The 24246-nt window shown below is 44.6% G+C and carries 18 protein-coding genes; 6 read left to right on the forward strand and 12 right to left on the reverse strand.

The features are described 5' to 3' along the window. Positions 1-6: 6 nt before the first annotated feature. Positions 7-6720 carry an Ig-like domain-containing protein gene (locus QTN95_RS02745; protein ID WP_331416248.1) on the forward strand — a complete coding sequence of 2238 codons (6714 nt, stop codon included), beginning with the start codon at positions 7-9 and terminating at the stop codon, positions 6718-6720. Positions 6721-6900: 180 nt separating this feature from the next. Here QTN95_RS02745 and QTN95_RS02750 read toward each other — a convergent pair whose 3' ends face one another. Beyond that, a complete protein-coding gene (locus tag QTN95_RS02750; protein WP_138972340.1) occupies positions 6901-8094 on the reverse strand; it encodes a class I SAM-dependent methyltransferase in 1194 nt (397 codons plus the stop codon). A 96-nt stretch (positions 8095-8190) separates the two neighbouring features. After that, on the reverse strand, positions 8191-9594 hold the full coding sequence (locus tag QTN95_RS02755; RefSeq protein ID WP_331416249.1) for a methyl-accepting chemotaxis protein: 1404 nt from the start codon (positions 9592-9594) through the stop codon (positions 8191-8193). Positions 9595-9840: 246 nt separating this feature from the next. On the opposite strand from QTN95_RS02755, the gene yccX reads away from it, so the two are divergent. Continuing rightward, entirely contained in the window at positions 9841-10113 is a 273-nt protein-coding gene (yccX, locus tag QTN95_RS02760; protein WP_138972341.1) for an acylphosphatase, read from the forward strand. A gap of 29 nt (positions 10114-10142) precedes the next feature. Here yccX and QTN95_RS02765 read toward each other — a convergent pair whose 3' ends face one another. The 6 genes from QTN95_RS02765 to QTN95_RS02790 all read right to left on the reverse strand — a co-directional run bounded on the left by QTN95_RS02765 (position 10143) and on the right by QTN95_RS02790 (position 15635). Then, entirely contained in the window at positions 10143-10472 is a 330-nt protein-coding gene (locus QTN95_RS02765; protein ID WP_269376781.1) for a TusE/DsrC/DsvC family sulfur relay protein, read from the reverse strand. A gap of 129 nt (positions 10473-10601) precedes the next feature. Next, on the reverse strand, positions 10602-11264 hold the full coding sequence (locus QTN95_RS02770) for a Bax inhibitor-1/YccA family protein (protein ID WP_138972343.1): 663 nt from the start codon (positions 11262-11264) through the stop codon (positions 10602-10604). Positions 11265-11458: 194 nt separating this feature from the next. After that, positions 11459-12208, reverse strand: coding sequence for an amino acid ABC transporter ATP-binding protein (locus QTN95_RS02775; RefSeq protein ID WP_138972344.1), 750 nt, complete (start codon positions 12206-12208; stop codon positions 11459-11461). A gap of 20 nt (positions 12209-12228) precedes the next feature. Beyond that, complete coding sequence (locus QTN95_RS02780) at positions 12229-13326, reverse strand: amino acid ABC transporter permease (RefSeq protein WP_331416250.1); 1098 nt, start codon at positions 13324-13326, stop codon at positions 12229-12231. Between the two features lies 1 nt (position 13327). Beyond that, positions 13328-14530: an amino acid ABC transporter permease gene (locus QTN95_RS02785; RefSeq protein WP_331416251.1), complete on the reverse strand. Its 1203-nt coding sequence runs from the start codon at positions 14528-14530 to the stop codon at positions 13328-13330. Positions 14531-14606: 76 nt separating this feature from the next. Next, complete coding sequence (locus QTN95_RS02790) at positions 14607-15635, reverse strand: amino acid ABC transporter substrate-binding protein (RefSeq protein ID WP_138972347.1); 1029 nt, start codon at positions 15633-15635, stop codon at positions 14607-14609. 460 nt (positions 15636-16095) lie between these two features. Between QTN95_RS02790 and QTN95_RS02795 the strand changes: the two genes are divergently transcribed. Further along, positions 16096-17034, forward strand: coding sequence for an NAD(P)-dependent oxidoreductase (locus QTN95_RS02795; RefSeq protein ID WP_331416252.1), 939 nt, complete (start codon positions 16096-16098; stop codon positions 17032-17034). 55 nt (positions 17035-17089) lie between these two features. On the opposite strand, the gene QTN95_RS02800 is transcribed toward QTN95_RS02795, so the two are convergent. Together QTN95_RS02800 and QTN95_RS02805 are read right to left on the reverse strand one after the other, a co-directional pair. After that, positions 17090-17575, reverse strand: a complete 486-nt coding sequence (locus QTN95_RS02800) for a YajQ family cyclic di-GMP-binding protein (protein ID WP_138972349.1) — start codon at positions 17573-17575, stop codon at positions 17090-17092. A 16-nt stretch (positions 17576-17591) separates the two neighbouring features. Next, positions 17592-18644: a 3-deoxy-7-phosphoheptulonate synthase gene (locus tag QTN95_RS02805; protein ID WP_331416253.1), complete on the reverse strand. Its 1053-nt coding sequence runs from the start codon at positions 18642-18644 to the stop codon at positions 17592-17594. Positions 18645-18858: 214 nt separating this feature from the next. Between QTN95_RS02805 and QTN95_RS02810 the strand changes: the two genes are divergently transcribed. Together QTN95_RS02810 and QTN95_RS02815 are read left to right on the forward strand one after the other, a co-directional pair. Next, positions 18859-19746, forward strand: coding sequence for a putative PEP-binding protein (locus tag QTN95_RS02810; RefSeq protein ID WP_138972351.1), 888 nt, complete (start codon positions 18859-18861; stop codon positions 19744-19746). Between the two features lie 110 nt (positions 19747-19856). Beyond that, a complete protein-coding gene (locus QTN95_RS02815; protein ID WP_138972352.1) occupies positions 19857-20336 on the forward strand; it encodes a DUF4442 domain-containing protein in 480 nt (159 codons plus the stop codon). Here the strand turns inward: QTN95_RS02815 and QTN95_RS02820 are convergent. Beyond that, positions 20305-21690, reverse strand: a complete 1386-nt coding sequence (locus QTN95_RS02820; RefSeq protein WP_138972353.1) for a hypothetical protein — start codon at positions 21688-21690, stop codon at positions 20305-20307. The genes QTN95_RS02815 and QTN95_RS02820 overlap by 32 nt on opposite strands. 89 nt (positions 21691-21779) lie before the next feature. On the opposite strand from QTN95_RS02820, the gene QTN95_RS02825 reads away from it, so the two are divergent. Next, a complete protein-coding gene (locus QTN95_RS02825) occupies positions 21780-22613 on the forward strand; it encodes a CvfB family protein (protein ID WP_331416254.1) in 834 nt (277 codons plus the stop codon). Positions 22614-22799: 186 nt separating this feature from the next. On the opposite strand, the gene rsmF is transcribed toward QTN95_RS02825, so the two are convergent. After that, positions 22800-24224 carry a 16S rRNA (cytosine(1407)-C(5))-methyltransferase RsmF gene (gene rsmF, locus QTN95_RS02830; RefSeq protein WP_331416255.1) on the reverse strand — a complete coding sequence of 475 codons (1425 nt, stop codon included), beginning with the start codon at positions 24222-24224 and terminating at the stop codon, positions 22800-22802. Positions 24225-24246 lie beyond the last annotated feature (22 nt).

A 24246-nucleotide genomic window follows, 5' to 3' on the forward strand; every position in this document is an offset into this window, starting at 1 on the left:
ACGCTTGTGATCCCTGAAAGTGGTAATGCAGTTCGTGTCCGCGTTGCTGTGATTGATGATCTGGAAACCGAGTCAACGGAAGGCGTCAAGCTAACAGCGACGACAACGGACAACAACGTAGCCGATCAAGAAGCATCGGATACGGTTTATATCTTTGATGACCGAGGCACTGGTAACCCTGACGTCGATGAAGACACCAAGGCAAGTTTTCAAATTGAAGGCGGTGATACTGTCGAAGAAGGAGACGATGCGTATTTGAGCTTTAATGTCTCCATTAGTAACGGAGTTGCTGAAGACGTAAGTTTCGCACTATCGGCCGCTATAGATGGTGTCTCGACTACACAGGATGCACAAGCAGGCATAGATTATGTAGATTATGAGTTCTATGTTTCTGATGGTAACGGCGGATTTGTTAAAGCTGAGGCTAGTGATCTTGTAATTCTTGCTGGTGAAACTTCTACTCAAGTCTTTGTAAAAGTAATTAATGACGGTGATTATGAAGGTGATGAGGTCGTAGGCCTAACAGCTGAAACAACGAGTGACCTTGTCACTGGGAATAAAGTAGATACAGCAACAGGAATTATTACTGATTCTACTGACAACCCACCTACAGCCGAACACTTTACTGCTCCGGTAAATTCTACCGGTAAAACGCAGGTTGTCTTTGAAACAGCAGATACGCCTATCAATACTGATCCATCTGATACTTCAACAGACCATATATCTGATGCTGAAGATGATGCAGCAGGCGTTGACCCGAAAGTAGTTATTGTTGAACTACCAGACCATGGCCAGTTGTTCTACAAAGAGGGCGGTGAGTTCTTCCCTGTAGAGGAAGAGCACTTACTCGGTGGCTCAAACGAGAAACACTTTGACGCAAACTCTATTCACTACGAACCAGATGCAGATTCTGAAGGCTTTATTCTTGGCGTTAAAGATGCTGAGCTTTCTGAAGCAGGAGCTTCAAACGAAGAGTTCCTTAACTGGGGTGACGCTACATCAGATAGCAATGTTAGAACCCTAGACTTGGGTAATGGTCACGTTGTGACTATTACTTCAAACGGTGATCTATTCCAGCATATGGGTGATCCAAGCGCGAATCACGTCGGTTACGGCATTGGCGTCAACAATGATAAAGGCATTGATAAAAATGATTCCATCTCGATTGACTTTGGTTCTCGCCCTGCGACTAGCGTCACTCTCGGTTTAGATGGTGTTGGTGGTTGGTTCCATGAAGGACTTGACACAAACGACGAAACCTCAGTCAGAATTGTAGTTCACTACGAAGGTGGACCAGCAGAAGGGGTTGAGTATACATTCCAGAAATCGACATCTGGCGACAGCAACCTATTCCACGAGATTACTATCCCAGCTAACGGTGAGTTAACTAGTGGTACTTTGGTAGGTGCCTCGCTTCCTGACGGCGCAATTATTACAAGTGTTGAGCTAGGAACTAATGGTAATGGTAACTGGGAGTTACGCTACCTAGAGACTGAAGCGACAGATAGCTTTGATTACCGTGCTGTTGATAGTGACGGCAATATGAGTGAAACCAAGACAGTTACTGTCGATGAAAGTAACGGTAGCTTGGAAGCAAATAATGATCCTCAAGGCTTTGAAGTTAAACTTGGCGAATACAGCGATGACAATAGCTCACCTTGGACAGACGAGGGTGTAGCGTTAAGTGCCAGCTTTAATGGTCAAGATAAAGCCTTCGCTCACGACGGCATTAAGATTGGCGTTGCGGGTCAAGTAGGTGGCCTTGGTGCTCAGATAGAGTACGACCGTGACGAACAAATCTCTGAGAAGTTTGAAATCAACTTAGACAAGCCAGCGACTCAATTTACCTTCTCTGTTTCTAATTTGTTTGAGAATGAAGGTAATGACGGTGGCTTTACAGACAACCATGAGCAAGGTCGTTGGGTTGCTTACCTTGACGGGATTGCTGTAGCCAGCGATACATTCGTTGCTGAGGGTAATGGTAAGGGTACTTATGAAATCGTTCCAAAAGGACCTGATGGCACTCCGATCGCATTTGATAGTGTTGTATTCGAAGCAACGGAATACTCTAACAGACCTACGCATGACAATGACGCATCAGATTATTTCCTAACGGGATTTAAAGCGTCTAGCGAAGGCGCATATGCTGTGAATCAAGGCGGTATCCTTACGATTCCAGCATCGCAACTTGCTGGCATAAATGGCTCTGAACTGCTTGATAACGACTTTGACTCTGACGGCGATAGTCTACGTATCACTTACGTATATGGTGAGACTGAAGGTAATGCTTACATCAAAGATGGTGTGGTGTACTTCGATCTAACTGGCGATGACTTTGTTGGCGAAACAACATTCAAATACCAGATTACTGATGACAATGGTGAAGTCGCAAGTGCTACAGTCAATGTTATCGTTAACCCTCAGCCTACTGCTTCGAATGTTGCGTCTGTCGACTTACTAGCAGATTCAGTATTGGAAGGCGATGAGCTCGGTTTCAAAGTAACGTTAGATTCGAGTGCGCTTGTCGAAACTAAGCTAGATGTTACGTTCGGCAAGGATAGCGATGATGCTAAAGATTCTGGTAATGAGAAGGATCTCGACCTAAGCAAGGTTCGCTTTACAAACGGTGTTACCTATGATGAGCAAAGCGGTAAGCTGATTGTTCCAGTAGGCGTGATAGATTTCGCAGTTCTTATTCCAACTCTTGTTGATGGTGTTCATGAGCTTGATGAAAGCTACAGCTTAAACGTTGGTGGAGTATCTGATACTGGTATTATTGAAAATGTTGATTCAACGACTCTAACTGTTGAAAGTGTTGCAGATGTAGCTGAAGGATCTAAAGCGGTATTCTCGGTAAGTCTGTCTAATCCATCTTCAGAAAATATCGATGTATCGCTCGCCATTTCGCTTGATGGTGATGCTACATCTGCAGAACAAGCTGACTTTAAAGATATCAGCGAATTGTTTACTGCCTACTATCTAGAACCTCAGCTGTCTGGTGAACCACTACGTGTTGAACTTGAAATAGTCATCAAGGATGGAAAACCTACTGTTACTATCCCTAACGGTGAGACAGAGATCTTCGTTGAAGTAGCAACAAAAGACGACTCTGTATTTGAAGGCGCGGAAGACTTTACTCTGGTTGTCACTGATGAGTCAGGTTATGTATCGAATGATTCTGCTTCAGATGAAGCGACTATCCTAGATGATGGTACAGACCCAGATGGTCCTCAAGGTCCACAAGTTGGTAATGATGATCGCCCTGTCGTAGAGAGTATCTCTAATCCTCAAGTCGATGAAGAAGCGCAAAGCCCTCAAGCAGTATTCGACGTAGAGTTATCAAGTGAAAGTACTTCGACAACAAAAGTCGAGCTGACACTGCGTGAAGGAACAGCGGGTAAACCGGAAGACTTTGATGCGACACAAGTGGTCATAAAAGTTTCTGGTCAGCCAGACCAAATAATTGGCGTGGACAGTAATGGCAAGTTTGTTATTGAGGCGCTACCTGCAAATACAAAGGCATTCCAGGTTGTTGTAGCGGTTAAACCTGATGATATCAGTGATGATGGTGAGCAGTTCCGACTGGACGCAAAAACAGAGTATCAAGTAGGTGGTGTAGTTACAGGTACAGCGACAATACTGGACAACGAGAAACCAACAATCGATTTAGATGGCAGCGATTACAGATTTGAGTTCGTTAGTCAGAGCGCAAGCTACAAGAACGTCTTTGGTTACTACGTAGTTGATGGAACAACCGGTAATAAAGAGCTACATGTATTGGTATCAAACTCGCACGAACCGCAAGATGGATCAGTACTTCCGGGAACAGTTAGCTCAATTGGAAATATTGAGTATTTCTTGATTCCTAATGGTGCAGACTTAGTCAAGGGTAAAGAGCTTTACATCACAGACAAAGGTAAGTTAGTGATCGATGGAAAAGAAAACGATCTGCCTATCTTCACATCTAACGATTCCCTTGGTCAGTTGCGTGTTAACAGCGATGGTAACGGTAATCTATTACTAGAGATCGACGATCAACATACGGGTAATGATGACAACGACTTTAATGACTTAGTGATTAAAGTGGTGAAACAGGACTCAACCAATGACTACCAAACCACCTTTACAGAAGGTGGAGCAACGGTCGGCATTGTAGATGAAGATGTTGATATCATCGACGATAAGAACACCATTGTGTCGATGACGATCGAGTTGTCACAACAACATATTAATGATGAGCTGTTACTTACTGGCTCCTTTGCGGGCTTCACGGTTAATAACCGTGGTACTACTATCACCGTAACTTCTGATAGTGGGGCTACGCCAGCCGAGTTTGAAGCGATTCTAAAACAGGTTCAGTTTAACAACACGAGTAGCGAACCAGGTACCGTTGACCGTACCGTTACTATTACAGTGTCTGATGGTGTTAACACCAGTGACCCTGCTTACACTACCGTTAAGGTTATCCCAGTTGATGATATTCAAACACCAGATGCAGAGAGCAAATCGGTTTATGGTTTTGAAGACACCGTATTAACCTTGTCACTCAATGATTTTGGTATCGAACATGGCAGCGATGTTCTCATCGTGACTAAACCAGTGTTGGGCGATCTGGTAATTAATATTGGAACCGCCGAGCTGCCAAACTGGCAGGTACTGGATGCAAACGAAATTATGTCAGAACAACTTACTTCTGGTGTGATTGGCTTTAAACCAGATGCAAACCAAGCTGGACACGATGATTTTGCTGACAACGGTGTTGGTAACAAGCTAAGCGATTACGCAGAAATCGTCTTTAAGGCTAAAGATGGCGATATCACTTCAGGAGAACACACTTTGACAGTCGATATTGCTGCAGTTTCCGATGCCCCGATTGTCGACATTAGTGTGCATCAAACAGTAACAATACCAGTCAAACCTGAAATTGATACTACAACAATCAAAACTAAATCTGATTCTGAACTTGAAGCTATATTTAATGGTAAAGTCTACTCAGATAAACATTCAGTAAGTCAGGACGATGTCGAAGGCCGTGTCAATGCGATTTTCATAGCTCAAACTGATGCTGATGTACATACGTACACAGGTTCTTATAAAGGCGAAGATGTGTTCATTGGTGGTGGGCAAAACGAGACTTTCCACGGAATGGTTGGAGAGGCTGTCGACCATGAAGCCTTTGGCATAGATGACCCGAATCATGACTACTTTACGAACGAAAAAGGTGAGGTAGTTCAAGCAGTAGATACTGTCATTTACCAAGGTAGTTATTACGATGAGAACGGTGTACCTCGTTTTGAAATAACGTGGAATGATAAAAAAGGTGGTGGCTATTTCCAAGTTGTAGACTTAAGCGAAACGGAAACTAAAGGTAAAGTCGGAGACCATCTTTACTATATTGAACGTGTCGTATTTGCCGACGCGATTATTGAATTAAACAATGAGACTGGCGATAATAATGTTCTCACTGAAAGTCTAGTTCCATTAACTATCGACGTGTTCATTCAAGATAAAGATGGTAGTGAACAATTAACGAGTAAGGGTGTTGAGCTTTCAGGGGTTCCTGTTGGCGTTGATCTGTTCATTGGTAATGTACTTCAAACACCGTCTAGCGTTGTTAACGGTATTAAGACCTATACACTAAACATCGCTATTAGCGAACTAACTCATTCTGGTTCTATTTCAGACGCGAAGCTTCATATTCCCGCTAACTACGATGGAACCCTAGACTTCGAAGTAACCGCGACAGCAGTCTCAACAGAGACAAGTAATGGCAGTCAATCAATCGGGCAGGATAGCGAAACTATCTTCTTGTCTGGTGATAGAAACACTAATGCAGACGAAGTAGATACAGTTACGGTTAAACCTCACGAACAAGGTACAGAGAGTGAAACATTAGATTGGGTTGTAACAAAAGGTAAAAACCCAGATTACGCTAGTGGAAATAATAACTCCGATCGCATAGATGTTGGTGGCTCAGGCGACCTAGTTGAATCAGGAATAGGTGATGATGTTATATTCTTGGGCGATAGTGCGGGAACATCACCAAACAAGAATGACAAATCCGAAGAAAATTTAGAGAACTTCGTTATTGGTGCCGACAGCCAGATCTATGACTCAAATAACGCTGAGAAACTGCACGTACCACATAGCGAATCTGATGATATTGACTACGCTCATGCGGGTAAGGGCAAGGACATTGTCTATGGTGAAGAAGGAATTGATGCAATTTACGGCGGTGAAGGTGATGATTCGCTATTTGGCGGTGAAGGTAACGATGGTCTTCGTGGTGGACAAGGCGATGACTTACTCTCTGGTGGCCAAGGGGATGATGTTTTAATCGGAGGTATCGGTGGCGATATCCTGATAGGTGGCGAAGGCGAAGACATCTTCAAATTCGTTGACCAAGGCTCAGGTGTCCGCAATGGCGAAGTCGATACCATCAAAGACTTTACCAAAGGTGAAGACAAGATTGATATCTCTGAGTTACTTAATACTGATGCGGATGATTCAATCGCTAGTCTATTGGGCAGCAATGCAATCGGCTTGTCTATTGATGGTGATAACTTGGAATTAACGATCTCTGACAACGGGGCTAACCAAAAAGTTGTTATAGAGGGAGCGACATCACAATATAGTGACTATATTTCAGGCAGTTCTATTACCGACACTAGCGCAATCCTAAACGACCTACTGAAGGTATACGACACAACTAACCACTAAACCAAAAAGGGCCGCAAGGCCCTTTTTTAATCCTAGTTACTTAGGCTGTGTATTCTTCAGCACCAGTAAAAAGAAAGGGTTGACACCAAGTGCCAACCCTTCAAAATTTTCTCGCAACTCGCAACTCGCAACTCGCAACTCGCAACTCGCAACTCGCAACTCGCAACTCGCAACTCGCAACTACAACACCTTACAAGCAAACCCCTTGAGGTAGAAACCTTCAGGATAAGCGCTGTCAGTTGGGTGGTCAGCCGCTTGTTCAAAGCGTTCGACAAACTTGACTTGGCGACCCGAATCGACAGCAGCGTCGGCAATCACTTTCTGGAATAGCTCACCACTCATTAAGCCTGAGCAAGAGTAGGTCAGTAGTGTGCCACCAGGTTTAAGGATCTGCATTGCCAGCATATTGATATCTTTATAGCCGTTAGCACCTGAAGTTAGATTGTTTTTGCTGGACACAAACTTAGGCGGGTCCATGATTACAACATCAAATTTGGTGCCTTGATCGCGATATTCGCGCAACAACTTAAATACGTCGGCATTGAGGAATACCGCGCGTTTTTTAGAGATATCAAACTCGTTGAGTTCAGCGTTGTACTTAGCAGTATCTAGCGCAGGCTGAGAGACATCCGCGTTGATCACACGTTTGGCACCGCCTTTAAGAGCGTACAAGCCAAAGCCACCAGTGTACGAGAAACAGTTAAGCACTTCTTTGTCTTTAACGTATTTCATCGCTTGCTGGCGACTGTCGCGTTGATCGAGGTAGAAGCCGGTTTTGTGGCCTTCGATAATATCCACGCTGATCTTTACACCGTTTTCTTCAATGACTACTGAGCGTGGTGGCTGTTCACCGTGCAATACACCCGTTGTCTCCTCAAGACCTTCTTTCTTACGTACTGCCACGTCTGAGCGCTCGTAGATGTTGCAATCAGGGAACACTTTTAATAGCGCATCGACAAGGGTTTGCTTGTGGTACTCTGCACCAGCGCTCAGCAGTTGGCATACCAAGTAGTTCTGAAACTTATCGATTGTGATACCAGGTAGGCCATCAGATTCAGCCGCAATCAAACGGTATCCAGTTAAACCGTCACGCTCGATGATGTCTTCACGTAACAGTTGCGCGTCTTGAATGCGTTTAACAAAGAAATCGGTGTTGATGTCTTGTTTGTCAAAACTCCAGACTCGTGCACGAATCTGAGAGTTTGGTGAGTAGGCCGCTTTCGCCAGCCACTTTCCATCGTGTGTGAATACATCAACCGTTTCACCTAATGTCGGTTCACCCTCAACACGGTGGATACCACGAGAGAATACCCATGGGTGTTTACGGCGGAGTGATTTATCACGGCCTTTGACTAGATAGATAGCTGGAGTCATTGGATTACTCAATTGTTTGTTTTTCAAGGTGGGGTATTTTCAAGGAACTACTAGGGAAAAGCAAATAAAAGAGCCGCTTAAAAGCGGCTCAATCGATTAGGCTTTAAGGCCTGTTAGCAGTGACTCCATCTGGTCACTCTGACTTCGGAGCTGGGCGATGTTAGCGTTGGTTGTGTTAATCATGTCGTGAACATTGTCGGCCTGAACACGGATCTCCTCAACGCTAGCGGCAATATTGTCCGCCACCACGCCTTGCTCTTCAGCGGCCGTCGCGATTTGTACACTACTGTCTGAGATGGATTGGTTCTTTTCAGCCAATGCGCCAATCTCAACATCGACTTCAGACATCAACTGCTGACCTTCTGAAGCATTAACGACGGTAGTCTCCATTAAACGAGTTAAAGATTGGCTATTGCGCTGTAGCGCTTCAATCATGCTCTGGATCTCAACGGTTGCTTGCTGAGTTCGTCCTGCTAATGCTCGTACTTCATCTGCAACGACGGCAAATCCTCGACCTTGTTCACCGGCACGGGCTGCTTCAATCGCAGCGTTGAGCGCGAGAAGGTTAGTTTGCTCTGAAATTGCGTTAATGGTTGTCACCACTTCATCGATTTGCGCAGCATTGGCGTCAAGTTCAGCAACGGCTTCAGAGGCAGACTGAATCTCCTTCGACAGCTGTGAAATCGAAGAAAGGGTGTGGACGACTTTGGCCTGTCCTTGAGTTGCAACGCTACGAGCATCTTCAGTTTGTGTGCTTGAGTCATGTGCTAGAGTGGCCACTTCGCGAATTGTTGATGCCATCTGCTCTGTCGCACTGGCCAGTGAGTTCAGGTGCTCTTGCTGAGTACCAGAGACTTCTGCGCTTTGCTGGTTAGACAGATTAAGGTCAGAACTGATCTGTTGCATCAGAGCGATGGACTCCTGAATAGAAATCACCATATTTTGTTCACGCTCAGCCACTTTATCAATGGTAATCGCAATTTCACTGAACTCGTCGCGTACTTTAAAGAAGTTCATACGGCTGGTCAGATCGCCGTTTGCTAATGTGGCCAATGCTTTATTCATGGTAAACATCGCGCCACCAATAAAAGTCATGATGTAGTAAACACCTAAAGCAATAAGTGACAGGGTGACTAAAACAATCACCATTTGAGTTGTCGACATTGCTGACCATAAATTTTGCTCATGGGAAGCGACGAGGCTGAATGCACCGTTATTCACTGAAACTGAGCCTAAACCACTGCCGATAGAGATGGTGTCTGAACTCGCCACAATACTTGCTACCTGTGCTTGCGTCAGGTTGCCCGCTTCGATCAAGTTACGCATCAAGTGGAGCTCATCCTGATAAAGATGAGCAAGCATGGTGTTTGCTGCACTGTTAAGTACCAGCGTTAGAATGATCACAGCCAGTAGGGGTAGAGCAAACAGTAAGTAGAATTTTTCCTGAATTTTGAGATGAATGAGATATTTGTCAATCCAGCGAAACGGTATTTCTTTCATTGCGAACATCCTATTATTGAGAATATGCAAACACTAATACATTTTATATTGAAATATACACAGATAACGTACGGCAGCATAGATAACTGTGATAAATATGCGCGCTTTCAACAGCAGCGATTAACTTGTCATCAAACCTTGGTGTGAAAATATCCAACACGGTATGATTGCGAATATATCGACCACAGATTCGTATCGGAATGAATTGATTAATTACTTAAAGTCTAACGGTGGGAGGCGTAAATCATGCAGGAGTGCAGTGCGAAGTTTATCGTTTCAGGAATAGTGCAAGGTGTAGGGTTTCGTTACCACACTTCGTATCAGGGGAAAAAGTTAGGCCTAGTTGGCTACGCTAAGAACCTCAACAATGGTGACGTAGAAGTCGTGGTTTGTGGGGCGCAAGAGAAAATTGATGAGATGGCTGACTGGCTGACTCAAGGGCCTAAAACATCAAGTGTTGACCATGTTCAAAGACAGAGCGTTTCCTACAAGCCATACAAAGGATTTCAGATCCTGTAGCGTGGCAACAGGATCTCAATCGCATCTTTTTATAAGCACTTGGCAGGCTTAGGCAGACCCGCTAATTTGGTAGCCTGTTTAGCTGGCCCTTGTTTAAATAGCTTAAACAGATATTTGCTGTTGCCTTTCTCCGGACCGTGGGCTTTTTCCATTGCCTTAACCAGCATTCGAACGGCTGGAGATGTGTTGAATTCTTCATAAAAATCACGCACGAAATGAACCACTTCAAGATGGGCTTCAGTTAGCTCAATGCCTTCTTGTTGAGCCAATATCTCTATCATGCCTTCTTCCCACTGAGTATGGTCTAGTAGGTAGCCTTGAGCGTCAGTTTCGATTTGTTTGCCGTTATACTCAAACATCTTAACGATCCTAAATAGTTTGATATTCAATAGGGTAGCGCAGCATACCGCGATTGGACAATATGGCAAGAAAGAAAAAGCCCGAAAGATTATCTTTCGGGCTTTTTGGTGTTTGATTAAACGTTAATCTTAATCGTCATTCATAATGCCAAGGATGCTTAGCAGGCTGATGAAGATGTTGTAGATTGAAACGTAAAGCGTAATCGTCGCTGAAATGTAGTTTGTCTCACCGCCACGGATGATGCCTTGAGTCGTCATCAGGATCGCCATGGTAGAGAACACGATGAACAGGCTGCTTAGTGCCAGATGTAGAATCGTTGACTGGATAAAGAAGCTCGCAATCATACCTACAACCAGTACGACAAACAATGACATCATCAAACCGCCCATCATAGACAGGTCACGGCGTGTCGTTAGAGCATAAGCAGATGCAGCCATGAAGGACAGAGCAGTACCGCCAAGTGCCGTTAGGATCACATCGCCCATTCCTGCGCCAATGTATGCGTTAAGGATTGGACCAAGCGTGTAGCCTAGGAAACCAGTAAACAGGAAGGTAAATACCAAACCCATGCTATTATTACGGTTCTTTTCGGTTAGGAATAGCAGACCGTAGAAGCCAACAAGTGTGATGATGATGCCTGGACGAGGAAGATTCATCGCCATAGAAACACCAGCAACCACTGCAGACCAAAGCAGAGTCATAGAGAGTAGAGCGTAAGTATTACGCAATACTTTGTTTGTTTGCAGAGCACTTTCTTGCGTTGAAGTGCGGGTAAACATAGGACTGTTCATAATCTTCCTCGTAAGGTTTTATGTTTATATCTACATTTATGAGGTTTAATGACCAAAAGATCAAGCCCCAAGTCAGTTAGTAGTAGATAAAATAATAATAGAAATAAAAACTTATGTATTTTGAAAGATGTAACACAATATAACAACTGCAAAGGGCGACCGAAGTCGCCCCTGTGTTATGCCATCTTTAGAAATTAGTGGTGCAGGATCTGAGCAAGGAAATTTTGCGTTCGATCTGACTGTGGGTTTTCGAAGAACTCAATTGGGTTGTTCTCTTCAATAATCTCACCCGCATCCATAAAGATAACACGGTCAGCCACTTCTTTAGCAAAGCCCATTTCGTGTGTTACACACAACATGGTCATGCCTTCTCCGGCTAACTCAACCATAACGTCAAGTACTTCACGAACCATCTCTGGGTCAAGTGCCGACGTTGGTTCATCAAACAGCATCACTTGCGGGCTCATACAAAGTGAGCGAGCAATGGCAACACGCTGCTGCTGACCACCAGATAGCTGGCCTGGATATTTATCGGCTTGATCTGGAATCTTAACGCGTTCTAGATATTTCATCGCAATCGCTTCAGCTTCCTCCTTAGGCATTTTTTTCACCCAAATTGGAGCCAGCGTACAGTTTTCTAAAACAGTTAGGTGAGGGAACAGGTTGAAGTGTTGGAAACACATACCAACTTCGCGACGAACGGCCTCAATGTTTTTCAGATCTTCAGTCAGCTCATTGCCAGAAACGATAATCTGTCCCTTTTGGTGTTCTTCCAAACGGTTAATACAGCGAATCATGGTGGATTTGCCAGAACCAGAAGGGCCACAAATAACGATTTTTTCGCCTTTCTTAACGTTTAGGTTGATGTTTTTCAGTACGTGGAATTCGCCGTACCACTTGTTCATATCCTTTATTTGGATCATGTAATCTTGTTGTTGCGTCATAATACGTCCTTGAGCTCTAATTATCGTTTGTGACCGGTATGAAGTTTGTTTTCTAGCCAGATCGAATATCTCGACATGCCGAAACAAAATACCCAGAACACTAACGCGACAAATACATAACTTTCCGTTGCAAAGCCTAACCACTCAGGGTCAGTGTTTGCAGCTTGTCCGATACCCAGTACGTCAAACATACCGATGATAAGCACCAGACTAGTGTCTTTGAACAATCCGATAAAGGTGTTCACGATAGATGGGATAGTAATCTTCAGTGCTTGTGGAAGAATAATCAGCCCCATTTTTTTCCAATAACTTAGACCTAACGCGTCTGCGGCTTCGTATTGTCCTTTTGGAATAGCTTGAAGACCACCACGAACCACTTCCGCCATGTAGGCAGCACTAAACATCACCACACCAATCAATGCGCGGATAAGTTTGTCTGTTTCTGAACCTTCAGAAAGGAACAGGGGCAGCATAACTGAAGCCATAAACAGAACCGTGATAAGAGGTACACCACGCCATACTTCAATGTAGACAGTACACATACTGCGAATGATCGGCATTTCTGAACGGCGCCCTAGTGCCAGAGCAACGCCGATAGGTAGCGAAACGACAATACCGACAAGTGCGATAATCAGTGTAACCAGCAAGCCACCCCATTTGTGCGTCTCGACAACTTCCAGACCAAATACACCGCCATAAAGTAAAGCAGCAATGATAAATGGGTAGACGTTTACGAAGAATAACCAAATCCATAGACGCTTAGGTGTTTTCTCGTAAGCCAGCAATACCGTAAAGATAGCCAGTGTCACGTAGAAAAACTGAGGTCGCCAAAGCTCGTCGGAAGGGTAGAAACCATACATAAACTGGTCCCAGCGAACGCTGATAAATACCCAGCACGCACCCTCACGACTACATGCGTCACGGGTTGTGCCAACCCAGTCTGCATTGAGAATAGCCCAGTTAAACACGTCCCATAGTACCATCGCGGATAAAACGGCGAGGATAATCGTTACGACTGAGTTTATTGGACCATTAAATAGGTTTTTTCTTAGCCAACCTACCAGACCAACCGTATTTGCAGGCGGCGGAAGGCTAGGCTGAAATTGATGTACTTTCATTCTATCTCTCCACCAAAGCCACTTTCTTATTGTACAAGTTCATCAGAGCCGATGTGACTAGGCTGAGTGTTAAGTAAACACCCATCGTCATCGCAATGATTTCAATCGCCTGACCAGTTTGGTTCAGCGTTGTACCAGCAAATACTGAAACCAAATCGGGGTAACCAATCGCCATCGCAAGCGATGAGTTTTTGGTTAAGTTCAAGTATTGGCTAGTCAGCGGTGGAATAATGATACGCAGTGCTTGAGGGATAACCACCAGCTTTAGCGTGCGAGAACGTGGTAGCCCTAGTGACATAGCGGCTTCTGTCTGACCATGGCTAACGGCATTGATACCTGAACGTACAATCTCAGCAATGAACGACGCCGTGTAAACACTAAGCGCGATGAGCAAAGCCGCCAGTTCTGGGATGATGGTAATACCACCTTTAAAGTTAAAGCCTTTTAGCACAGGGTATTCGGCAGAGATAGGTGAACCCGTTAAGAAGTAAACGATGACAGGTAGAACAACACAGAGCCCCAGCATGATACGTCCCATGGGCGTTTGCTGACCGGTCAGTTTTTGCTTGTTTTTCGCCCATACACCGATCAAAAGCGTCGCGATAATGCCAATAATCACACTTGCTACAACAAAGGAAGAACCTTCGCCAAAGACTGGGGCAGGGAAGTAGAGGCCACGAACGTTGAGGAAAATGGCTTCACCCAGACTTAAACTTTGGCGAGCTGACGGAAGTGCTTGCAGAACCGCGAAGTACCAGAAGAAAATCTGAAGAAGTAAAGGAATGTTACGGAATGTCTCAATATAAACAGCAGCAAAACGGCTAACTAACCAGTTAGACGAAAGGCGTGCGATACCCATTAGAAAGCCAATCACCGTCGCGAGGATGATACCAAAAAACGAGACTAGCGCAGTGTTGAGTAGCCCGACCATAAAGGTGCGGCCGTAAGAGAAGGTTTCATCGTACTCAATCAGCGTTAAGCCAATCCCAAAGCCAGCTTCTTGAGTTAGAAAGTCAAAACCCGTGGCAATACCACGTGCTTCTAAGTTGGTTAGTGCATTATTGACAATTGTGTAAAAGAAAAAGACGAGTGCTGAAATCGCTATGATCTGGAAAACAACAGCTCTAAAGGTGGGATTGTATAAAAGGTTAGCGTTTGAATTCGGTCCGTTATCCGATTTCGTCGCAAAATTAGTAGGTTTCATACAGCTATAACCTCAAATCCATTTTTATAAAAAGGGCGGCCAAAACCGCCCATTTTCTATTGTAACTATGTAAAAATTAACGGATTGGAGGAGCGTACATGAAGCCACCCGCATTCCACAGTGCGTTTACGCCACGTGAAATTTGTAGTGGTGAACCTTCACCGACTGTGCGCTCGAAGCTCTCGCCGTAGTTACCCACTTGTTTCACAACTTGGTAACCCCAATCGTCACGGATGCCTAGGCCTTTACCTTTAGGACCGTCTACACCAAGAATACGCTTGATGTTTGGATCTTGAGACTTAAGCATTTCGTCTGCATTTTTAGAAGTGATGCCGTATTCTTCAGCGTTCACCATTGCAGCTAGAGTCCACTTAGCGATGTTAAACCATTGATCGTCACCTTGACGAACCACTGGGCCTAGAGGCTCTTTAGAAATGATTTCTGGAAGAACTTGAGCAGATGCAGGATCTTGAAGATTCAAGCGAAGTGCGTAAAGACCTGATTGGTCAGTTGTTAGTACGTCACAACGGCCAGCGTCGAAACCTTTCGAAGTTTGAGCGGCTGTATCAAATACAACTGGCTTGTAAGACATACCACTGTTACGGAAGTAGTCCGCTAGGTTAAGTTCAGTTGTCGTACCAGACTGAACACATACAGAAGCACCGTCTAGCTCTTTAGCGCTTGTTAGACCAAGGTCTTTCTTAACCATGAAGCCTTGACCATCGTAGTAGTTAACACCAACGAAGTTTAGACCTAGAGCTGTATCACGGTGAAGCGTCCAAGTTGTGTTACGAGAAAGAACATCGATCTCACCAGATTGAAGTGCAGTGAAACGCTCTTTCGCTGTTAGAGGAACGTATTTAACTTTTGATTTATCGCCAAGCACTGCCGCAGCAAGCGCCTGACAGTATTCAACGTCAATGCCTTCCCATTCACCTTTAGAGTTAGGGTTAGAGAAACCTGGCAAGCCAGTACTTACACCACAAGTTAGGAAACCTTGTTTAGTTACTTTATCTAGCGTGCTATCCGCAGCAGCAGCGCTTGTAGACATCAGTGCAGTAGATGCCGCTACAACTGAAGCAAGAAGTGTTAGTTTATGTGCCATTTGTATCCTTCCTGTATGATCCATGTTAAATCAGGTTCAACCTGATACAACGATTAAATGGTGTTGTGTTTCTTAATTATTAGGTTGCGTATGCCCATATTTGAGCCTTAAACAAATCAACCAGTTATAAGCGTAGGAAAGGATTCGCAATTTCTCAAATGTATAATTTAAAAAGATTTTTGAATGAAATCACAAATCCTGACAGACTTTAGAATGACGAAATGTTGCTTAAATGTAAATAGTGCAAGAGGTCACAAATTTGGTGCGACAGGATGGTGTAATAAATTTATCAATACATATAGGGTTCAAATTGGTATCACTGTTATCAATTAGTTAAAAAAGCTAAAAATAGTTCAAAATTCGGTCATTTATTAGGTGTGATCTGAATTGGGAATGAATCTATTGCTCTATTTTTGGTAGTATCAAGGCTGAAGATGTTTTTAGTAACTCAAGGAATGAAATGCAGTATTTTCCACTGTTTATAGACTTAACTCATAAACCCGTTCTGGTCGTTGGTGGGGGTGAGGTCGCAAGCCGCAAAGTAGATAGCCTAGTTAGGGCGGGAGCGAATGTTACGATCGTCTCACCCAATGTGGAGTCTTACCTCGCCAACTTGATCGAAAAAGGGGACTGCCAATGGATCCAAGGGTTCTATTCTGCCGAGTTACTCGAAAGTTGCTATGTTCAAGTTTGGGCGACAACCGACAATCCAGATTTGAATCACCAAGTCCATCATGACGCTAAGCGTAAAGGGATATTGGTGAATGTCGTGGATGACCTACCATACTGCGACTTTATTACCCCCTCGATGATTAACCGTGGCCGGATACAACTCGCGATATCGAGTGGTGGCTCTTCACCGGTTTTGATTAGGAATGTGAGAGAAAAGCTAGAGGCTGTGTTACCGCAAAACCTAGCGATACAAGCTGACTTCGCGGCCTCTAAGCGTAATGACATTAAAAGTCGTTTTGCTAGCGTTGAGCAACGACGTAAGTTTTGGGAAGCTTATTTTTCGCGCTCAGATGTTGAAAGAGCGACCAACAATGGCGATCTAGAGAGAGCCTATCAAGCGCTGCTGCAAGAGGGGGTCGACCAGAGTGGTTCGGTAACTTGGATCGAGTATGGTGAAGATGTCGAGCTTCTTACCTTGAAAGCATTGAGATTGATGCAGCAGGCCGAGATAGTGTTGCATGACCCGAACTGTCCTTTTGCGTTTATTGACCTCGTTCGCCGTGATGCGGAAAGAGTTGAATGCAAGAGTGAGGCGGGTTTTAGCAATGAACTGCAGAAAGCTCGAAGTCACGATCAAAGAGTGGTGGTGTTAATGCCACCTAAATCGAAAAGAGTTACCTTCTTACAGGGCAAGGATCTGCTAATAGAGCTGGGATCGGTGAAATAGAAAAGGGCCACTAAGATGTGGCCCTTTTGCTTATCAAACAGGCGAATAAAAGATATTAGTCGCGGAAGTTCTCATACTGGAATGGTTGACCTAGATCTGATTCACGGATCAGTGCAATAGCAGCTTGCAGATCATCACGCTTCTTACCGGTTACACGAACCTTGTCGCCTTGAATCGATGCTTGAACTTTCATCTTGTTGTCTTTAATCAGTTTAACGATTTTTTTCGCCATTGGCGTTTCGATACCTTGCTTAAATACAACGATTTGATGCCAGTTTCTTCCTGATGCTTCTTCTGGTTTGGCTTCCATTGCATTAACATCAACGCCGCGCTTAGTTAAGTTACCGCGTAACATGTCGCGTAGTTGCTTAAGCTGAAATTCACCTTCTGCGCTTAGCTTTACCGATTCGTCTTTTTGCATCTCGAATGACGCTTCAACGCCACGAAAATCAAAACGAGTCGTTAGCTCGCGTGACGCATTGTCTACTGCGTTACGTAGTTCAACAGTATCGATTTCAGAAACAATATCAAATGATGGCATGTTGGAGTCCTTATTATTACGAGCGAGCTTTTACGGCATTTGCCAGCATGTCAAGCATAGTGGCTGTATCATCCCAGCCCAAGCAAGGGTCTGTGATCGACTGACCGTAAGTAAGATTACTTAGGTCTTCCATGGATTGATTACCTTCGTTAATGAAGCTTTCAGCCATGATGCCTGCTACTTGATTTTTACCTGACTTGATTTGTTTACAGATGTCTTCAGCGACTTCAAGTTGCTTTCTGTGCTGCTTTTGGCAGTTAGCGTGGCTAAAATCAACCACAAGGCGTTCAGGTAGGCCAAACTCGCCCAGTTGTTTACATGCTGCATCGACGGATGCTGCATCAAAGTTAGGGCCTTTTTCACCGCCACGAAGGATAACGTGACCAAATGGGTTACCGCTAGTGCGATATACGGTCATACGGCCGTTTTTGTCTGGTGAATAAAAATAGTGAGACGCTTGAGATGCACGAATTGCATCGATAGCGATCTTGATGTTCCCGTTGGTACCATTTTTAAAACCAACTGGGCAAGAGAGTGCGGACGCCATTTCACGATGGATTTGTGATTCGGTCGTACGTGCACCAATCGCACCCCATGTAATGAGATCTGCAATGTACTGGCCAGTGATCATATCTAAAAACTCGGTAGCAGTTGCTAAACCAAGCTTATTGATATCGAGCAATAGCTTACGGGCTTTGTTCAAACCTGTTTCTAGCGCATAAGAGCCATCAAGATTTGGGTCAGTAATTAACCCCTTCCAACCTACGACAGTGCGAGGCTTTTCAAAATAGGTGCGCATAACGATGAACAGTTCATCTTTATACTGATCTTGCACCGCGGCTAAACGCTCTGCGTAGTCAAGGGCGGCATCGGTATCGTGCACGGAACATGGGCCGACAATTACCAATAGGCGCTGGTCTTCCCCTGTAAGGATATTTTCAATTTGGCGACGTGACTGTGCGATACGCTCAGCGACCTCATCGGTAATTGGATGGGCGCTTCCTAATTCTGCCGGAGTTGGCATTGGACCCAATGGTTGGGTTCTTAATTCATCGGTTTTTAATGGCATACGACAGCCTGTTCTTTTTATTACGAAGCGGTAAAGATAACGGAAACCAAGATAGGAATAAACCACTTATCGCGATTCTTATTGGTATCAAACTGTAAAGTGCAAATTTATGCATTTTTATTTACTAAAAATGCTCACAACCCCTTGTATTATCGACATACGATAGGTATGTTGAGGAATAGAAATACAACGAAAACCTTTGCCTGGAGCAGTAATGAGTTTAACCCGTTCTAGCAGTATGCATCCTGCGCTAAACCTCGGCGATTCACTTCCTCAGCTTGATCAAGCAACCAGTGGTTCGCACCTTTTTGTATCATTGTCAGAAATGATTTTAGAACATGTCTTCTACCATCCCGATCATGCCGCGATTTTGCCATCTCTTGAAGAGAGTGAAGTGGCATCAATTAATGCCATCTTGGGCGAGCAGACGCTAGAGTTGCACTTCGTATCGACACTCACTGAACAGATTTTAGCGGCCGTGAAGCCACAACATCAGTCGGTACGCATCGATCTAGGTGGTGCCGACAGCTACAGTTTCCGAACACTGCTGGGGGGACAGCTTGAGCCAACTGAAGTTAACCCAGCGCTTGGTTTGCGCGGTGTCTCTCGTTTTGCCCATGAGAAATTTGTCCAGTTGTTTACGCTAGAGTGTCAGGTGATTAAGGCATTGCAGCAGCAAGGTTGTGATGTTGAAATTGTCGTACCTTTTGTCAGAGGATTGTCTGATGCCGCCAAAGTAATCGACTTACTCGCAGAACAAGGTTTACCAAGGGGACTCAATGGTTTGAAAGTTCTCTATACCGTTGATGTACCATCGGGCGCGTTGTTATCAGAGCGATTACTTCATTACTTTGATGGCTTGGTGATCAATGTGGAAAACTTAGCTCAATTCACCTTAGGGGTTGATCGCCTTAGTGAGGAGTTGGAGTATCTGTTTGATCCGGAAAGTGAAGCTGTCATGATGCTGATTGAGCAGGCCGTCGACGCGGCGACGAACAGCAATAAGCCGATTGTTTTAGTCAGCAATGGGTTAGTTCAATATGCTCGTTTACAAGAGTACATCGTTGAGCATCCACAGATAGACGTTTTGGTGACGTTGTAACTCAAACTGGTTGTTAAGTCACTGTTTATAACGCCCAATGTTAATGAAATGTTGACATTGGGCGTTATTCGTTATGAACTAAGATGAGTGTCACTGGTCGGACTAGTTCAATGTTGTCAGCTCTCTCAAAAGCAAATCTCTATCTCAATCTGTTCGGATTTTTTAAAGTGCCGTTTATTTGGCTGGCTCGGCCAAAGATATTGGAACTGAATGCCGAGCGTGTTGAAGTCAAAATTCCCCTAAAAAGAAGAACCAAAAATCACCTCAACAGTATGTATTTTGGTGCATTGGCTGTCGGGGCTGATGTCGCAGGAGGTTTTATGGCGATGAGTAAAGCTGAGCAGTGCGGCAAAAGGGTATCACTAGCCTTTAAAGCAGTAGAAGGGCAGTTTCTCAAACGTCCCGAAGCAGATGTTCATTTCGTTTGTGAAGATGGCAAGTTGATCGATGACATGCTAGAGAGGACTTTCGCTACTGGTGAGCGCGTCAATCAAGCAGTGAAAATTACCGCCATTTGCCCAAGTCTGCACGGCGATGAACCTATGGCGGAATTTTTACTTACTCTGTCATTGAAGAGAATGGATGGCTAACGTCATCCACTTCAATTTGTTCAATTGCGACGATCTTGCTTCGGTTGAGAATGATCTTCCAACGATAGTAGCGTGGCTGGCCGTCGTGATTATCTTCTTTGGCAATCAGATTGATAAGATGACGTTTTTCAACCGACTCGCGACTTACCTGCCCGTTATTGTTCATGTAAACCTTATTTGAGCCTTTGTCCATCAAGCGAGTTAATTCACGCATGCTAACCAACAAAGACTCACGCGTTTCTTCATAACCACTCATAAACTTCGATGTCGACATTTCAGTTTTAGAGCTGTAGTGAAGCACTTGTTCTTCACGCTGGACAACGCGTTTCTTGCGGATTGACTGAATTCGGTCAGGCAACTTATCGAGAACCTTATAGTCTAGCCATTCGAGTTTCTGTCCCACCGCTTTCATGGTTGTTGGGTCTAAGTAAAGTTTACGCCATTTTGGGCGGCCTTTGCGAAGCCATCGCCACATCACATCACGCAGGTCATCTTTAAAAATTTCCCTTAATGCGTAAACAAATGACATTAAGACAATGAAAGAGGCGGTGATCTCTCCCCAGTAGTCACGAGCAAGAATGGCTGTGATGGTAACAAACACCATGACAAAGCCAGTTGCACTGCCTTTAACGACTCGCTTCATATTGTTACCCAGCGACTGCGTGCGCTCCTTCAATACCACCGGATGTTCTATCAGGCGTCGCAATAGGCGCATTTTATTACTGAGTCGTATGACGTCATCACGAACACTTTTGGAGTTATAATTGTTGAGCTTTCGGTGCGCTGCTTCTTTTTCTACAATGGCGAGCAAACTCTCTTTAAGGCTCTTATACTCGCTATCACGAGGCATATGTGCGACAAGCGACATCAAACGTTGTCCTGTGTACCAAGAAAGATAGTTGTCTATATTGGCGTAGTAACGCTTTAAGCTCTCTTCGTAAGGAATACTGCGGCGCAGTTTCTTGAGAATATCGAGAGAGAGGTTGATGACTTCGTCGACCTCGTCAGTAGTGACAGACTCGGTATTGTGTTTATTGAGTTCGTTGACCGCTTTGTCTAGCGCGATAACATACTGATAGGCGAACAAACTCAAACTGACACGGTATTGAGTTGAAGAGAGCCTACCTCGTTTAGCTAAGCGGCTGTGCACGAGAGGAAGGAGGGTTTTGTCACTGTAGTAAGCGCGTTTTTGAGATATCGACTCATAGTAGAATTCACTCTCTTTAAGGATGTCCGGCGAAAGCCCAAGCTCACCAGGTACGAAAAAATAGAGATCTAAATCCGATTTCTTTGTCGCTGCCATCGCATGAGAAATCTTGAGAGTGATGCCGTCCTGCTTATCAACAGTGATCAATTAACGCTCCTAAAAAAGGTATAAATATCTGGCGCAAGCATAACAGAGATTCGCTATAATCACCGCAAATTTAACAAGAGACAGTTGAAATGATTAAAGTTGGTCAGACGAACCACTTAGAAGTAGTAAAAATAGCCGATTTTGGCGTATTTCTCGATGCCGGAGATTACGGTACGACCTTGCTTCCAAAACGTTTTGTACCTGAAGGTGTGGAAATTGGTAGCGTTATAGATGCATTTTTATACTTTGATTCTGACAGTCAGTTAGTCGCAACAACTGAGACTCCTGTTGCTCAAGTCGGCGAATGGGGGTTGATGAAGATCGAAGGTGTCAACTCTACCGGTGCTTTCGCTGATTGGGGTATCAAAGGTAAAGACCTACTGATACCTTTTAGTGAGCAACGTGCACGTTTTGCGGCGGGGCAAACCGTACTTGTTTATGTCTACAGCGATAAAGCTTCTGGACGAATTGTTGGAACAACGAAGTTTAATAAACTGCTGGATAAAACACCGGCAAATTACACTCGCAACCAACAGGTTGATTTAATCATCGCAGAGCGTAGCGAACTTGGTTACAAAGCCATTGTGGAAGGCCAGCACTGGGGAATGATTTTTAAATCAGATGTGTTTGGTAAGTTATTTATTGGTAAGCGACTTAAAGGTTACATCAAGAATATTCGCGAAGATGGCAAAATCGACCTGTCCCTGCAGAAAATCGGGGTTGGTAAGATGGATGAACTGAGCCAGAAGGTGATGGACTTATTGGAGAAGAAGGGGGGATTCTTACCTCTCAATGACAAGTCATCGCCAGAAGCTATCTTTGCCGCTTTCCGCACTAGTAAAGGCACGTTCAAGAAGACGATCGGCGGTCTGTACAAACAGGGTAAAATTGTGATTGAGAAAGAGGGCATTCGCCTGAGTTAACACAATTGGTTTGACTGTTAAGCCGAAAAAAAGGCCCAGAGCTGATCCTGCTTTGGGCCTAGGGGAACGGCTCCTACAGAGCCTGCGCTAACTGTCTGATATATTGTATATATCGATAACCTAATTGTAGTTTATGATCGGCAATGCGCTAGGCTTTTGTAGAATTTCATACTATTTAATGACCGCTTAAAACAAGTTTTTGTCTCTGACCAACTCTCTTGGTAGTCCATTCTTGATACGGTTACCCACCCACTTTCCTAATCCAATCACATCGTTAGCGAGTGTTACGATCACTTCACCTTGACCGGATAGGTCAGCAGGGCGAACATCACGTCCCATAAACCACTCACGAGCCTCATCAATAGAAAGTGCTAGGGCTGTTCTCTCTTTACCAGTAGCTAATGCCGTTGCAACTTGATGCTGCCAGCGGTAGCCCTTTTTGTGGGCTTCAGCAATTTTGATCCCCATTCGGGAGAATCTAAGCTCACCAAGCATAGGTTCAAGAGCATCAGGGAACAACCATACGTCGTTGTCTCTCAACCAGATAGAAGATGCTTGAGGTAAATTAATCTCCAGTTGAGTGTGGAGTTGTTTAGCAATGTCCGTTTGTACTTTAGCGCTCGCTTTCTCAAACGGAAATTTGCCCAAACGCTTTTTCACTTGAGGGGCGGTGACTGACGCAAGTTTGCGCATACGTGCAACAAAGAAGCCTTCACAATCATATACCTGAGGGAATATGTGTAGAAAACCGTCTTCGGTAAGAGCTTTATCGGCATCAGGGAAAAGGGAAGCGAGGCTATCGAACTCTACAGCATCACCAAAGGACGCTTTAAGGTGATGACATACTTGTTGATTCTCTTCAATACTGAGCGTGCAGGTTGAGTAGACCATAACGCCGCCAGGTTTTAACGCATGAAAAGCGCTTTCAATCAGATCTTTTTGTGTGTCAGAAATCGAAAGGACCGACTCTTTACTCCAGTTCTTCATGGCGTCTGCGTCTTTACGTACCGTACCTTCACCTGAACAAGGTGCATCAATCAATACTGCATCAAAGTGCTCGGGCAACCAGCCACCAAACACACGACCATCAAAGTTGCTAAGAGCGGCGTTACGTACTCCACAGCGCTCTATGTTAGCGTGGAGTACTTTTACACGGCTTGCGGAAAACTCGTTGGCAACGAGCACACCTTGGTTGTTCATCTTTGACGCAATCTGAGTGGTTTTCGAGCCTGGTGCAGCCGCCATATCGAGCACACTGGTGAAGTCATCTTGGTCATCCAAGAATAAAGCGGATACGGGCATCATAGAGCTGGCTTCTTGGATATAAAAAAGCCCAGACATGTGTTCTGCCGAGTTACCTAGCGGGACTTCCGATTCGTCTGCGTCAATCCAGAATCCTTCCTCACACCAGGGTACAGGTTGAAGTTGCCATCCTTTGTGTTGTGCTCGTTGAACAAACTCATCGATTGATATTTTGAGTGTATTGACCCGAATACTCTTACGCAATGGGCGCTGACATGCGGCGATAAAATCCGCCATGTTCAGTCCTTGGGGTAGGATTGATTGCATTTCAGCGAGAAAGTCGTCTGGTAGGTATACGTTCTGGTGCAAGGTTCTGTCTCTACAAGCGTAA

The sequence above is a fragment of the Vibrio sp. M260112 genome (assembly GCF_036533775.1).
In the GTDB taxonomy this organism is placed as follows: Bacteria; Pseudomonadota; Gammaproteobacteria; order Enterobacterales; family Vibrionaceae; genus Vibrio.

Excerpts from the sequence above, each read along its gene's own strand:
- QTN95_RS02750 (WP_138972340.1), bottom strand. The coding sequence starts at position 8,094 with ATGACTCCAGCTATCTATCTAGTCAAAGGCCGTGATAAATCACTCCGC.
- QTN95_RS02755 (WP_331416249.1), bottom strand. The coding sequence starts at position 9,594 with ATGAAAGAAATACCGTTTCGCTGGATTGACAAATATCTCATTCATCTC.
- yccX (WP_138972341.1), top strand. The coding sequence starts at position 9,841 with ATGCAGGAGTGCAGTGCGAAGTTTATCGTTTCAGGAATAGTGCAAGGT.
- QTN95_RS02765 (WP_269376781.1), bottom strand. The coding sequence starts at position 10,472 with ATGTTTGAGTATAACGGCAAACAAATCGAAACTGACGCTCAAGGCTAC.
- QTN95_RS02770 (WP_138972343.1), bottom strand. The coding sequence starts at position 11,264 with ATGAACAGTCCTATGTTTACCCGCACTTCAACGCAAGAAAGTGCTCTG.
- QTN95_RS02775 (WP_138972344.1), bottom strand. The coding sequence starts at position 12,208 with ATGACGCAACAACAAGATTACATGATCCAAATAAAGGATATGAACAAG.
- QTN95_RS02780 (WP_331416250.1), bottom strand. The coding sequence starts at position 13,326 with ATGAAAGTACATCAATTTCAGCCTAGCCTTCCGCCGCCTGCAAATACG.
- QTN95_RS02785 (WP_331416251.1), bottom strand. The coding sequence starts at position 14,530 with ATGAAACCTACTAATTTTGCGACGAAATCGGATAACGGACCGAATTCA.
- QTN95_RS02790 (WP_138972347.1), bottom strand. The coding sequence starts at position 15,635 with ATGGCACATAAACTAACACTTCTTGCTTCAGTTGTAGCGGCATCTACT.
- QTN95_RS02795 (WP_331416252.1), top strand. The coding sequence starts at position 16,096 with ATGCAGTATTTTCCACTGTTTATAGACTTAACTCATAAACCCGTTCTG.
- QTN95_RS02800 (WP_138972349.1), bottom strand. The coding sequence starts at position 17,575 with ATGCCATCATTTGATATTGTTTCTGAAATCGATACTGTTGAACTACGT.
- QTN95_RS02805 (WP_331416253.1), bottom strand. The coding sequence starts at position 18,644 with ATGCCATTAAAAACCGATGAATTAAGAACCCAACCATTGGGTCCAATG.
- QTN95_RS02810 (WP_138972351.1), top strand. The coding sequence starts at position 18,859 with ATGAGTTTAACCCGTTCTAGCAGTATGCATCCTGCGCTAAACCTCGGC.
- QTN95_RS02815 (WP_138972352.1), top strand. The coding sequence starts at position 19,857 with ATGTTGTCAGCTCTCTCAAAAGCAAATCTCTATCTCAATCTGTTCGGA.
- QTN95_RS02825 (WP_331416254.1), top strand. The coding sequence starts at position 21,780 with ATGATTAAAGTTGGTCAGACGAACCACTTAGAAGTAGTAAAAATAGCC.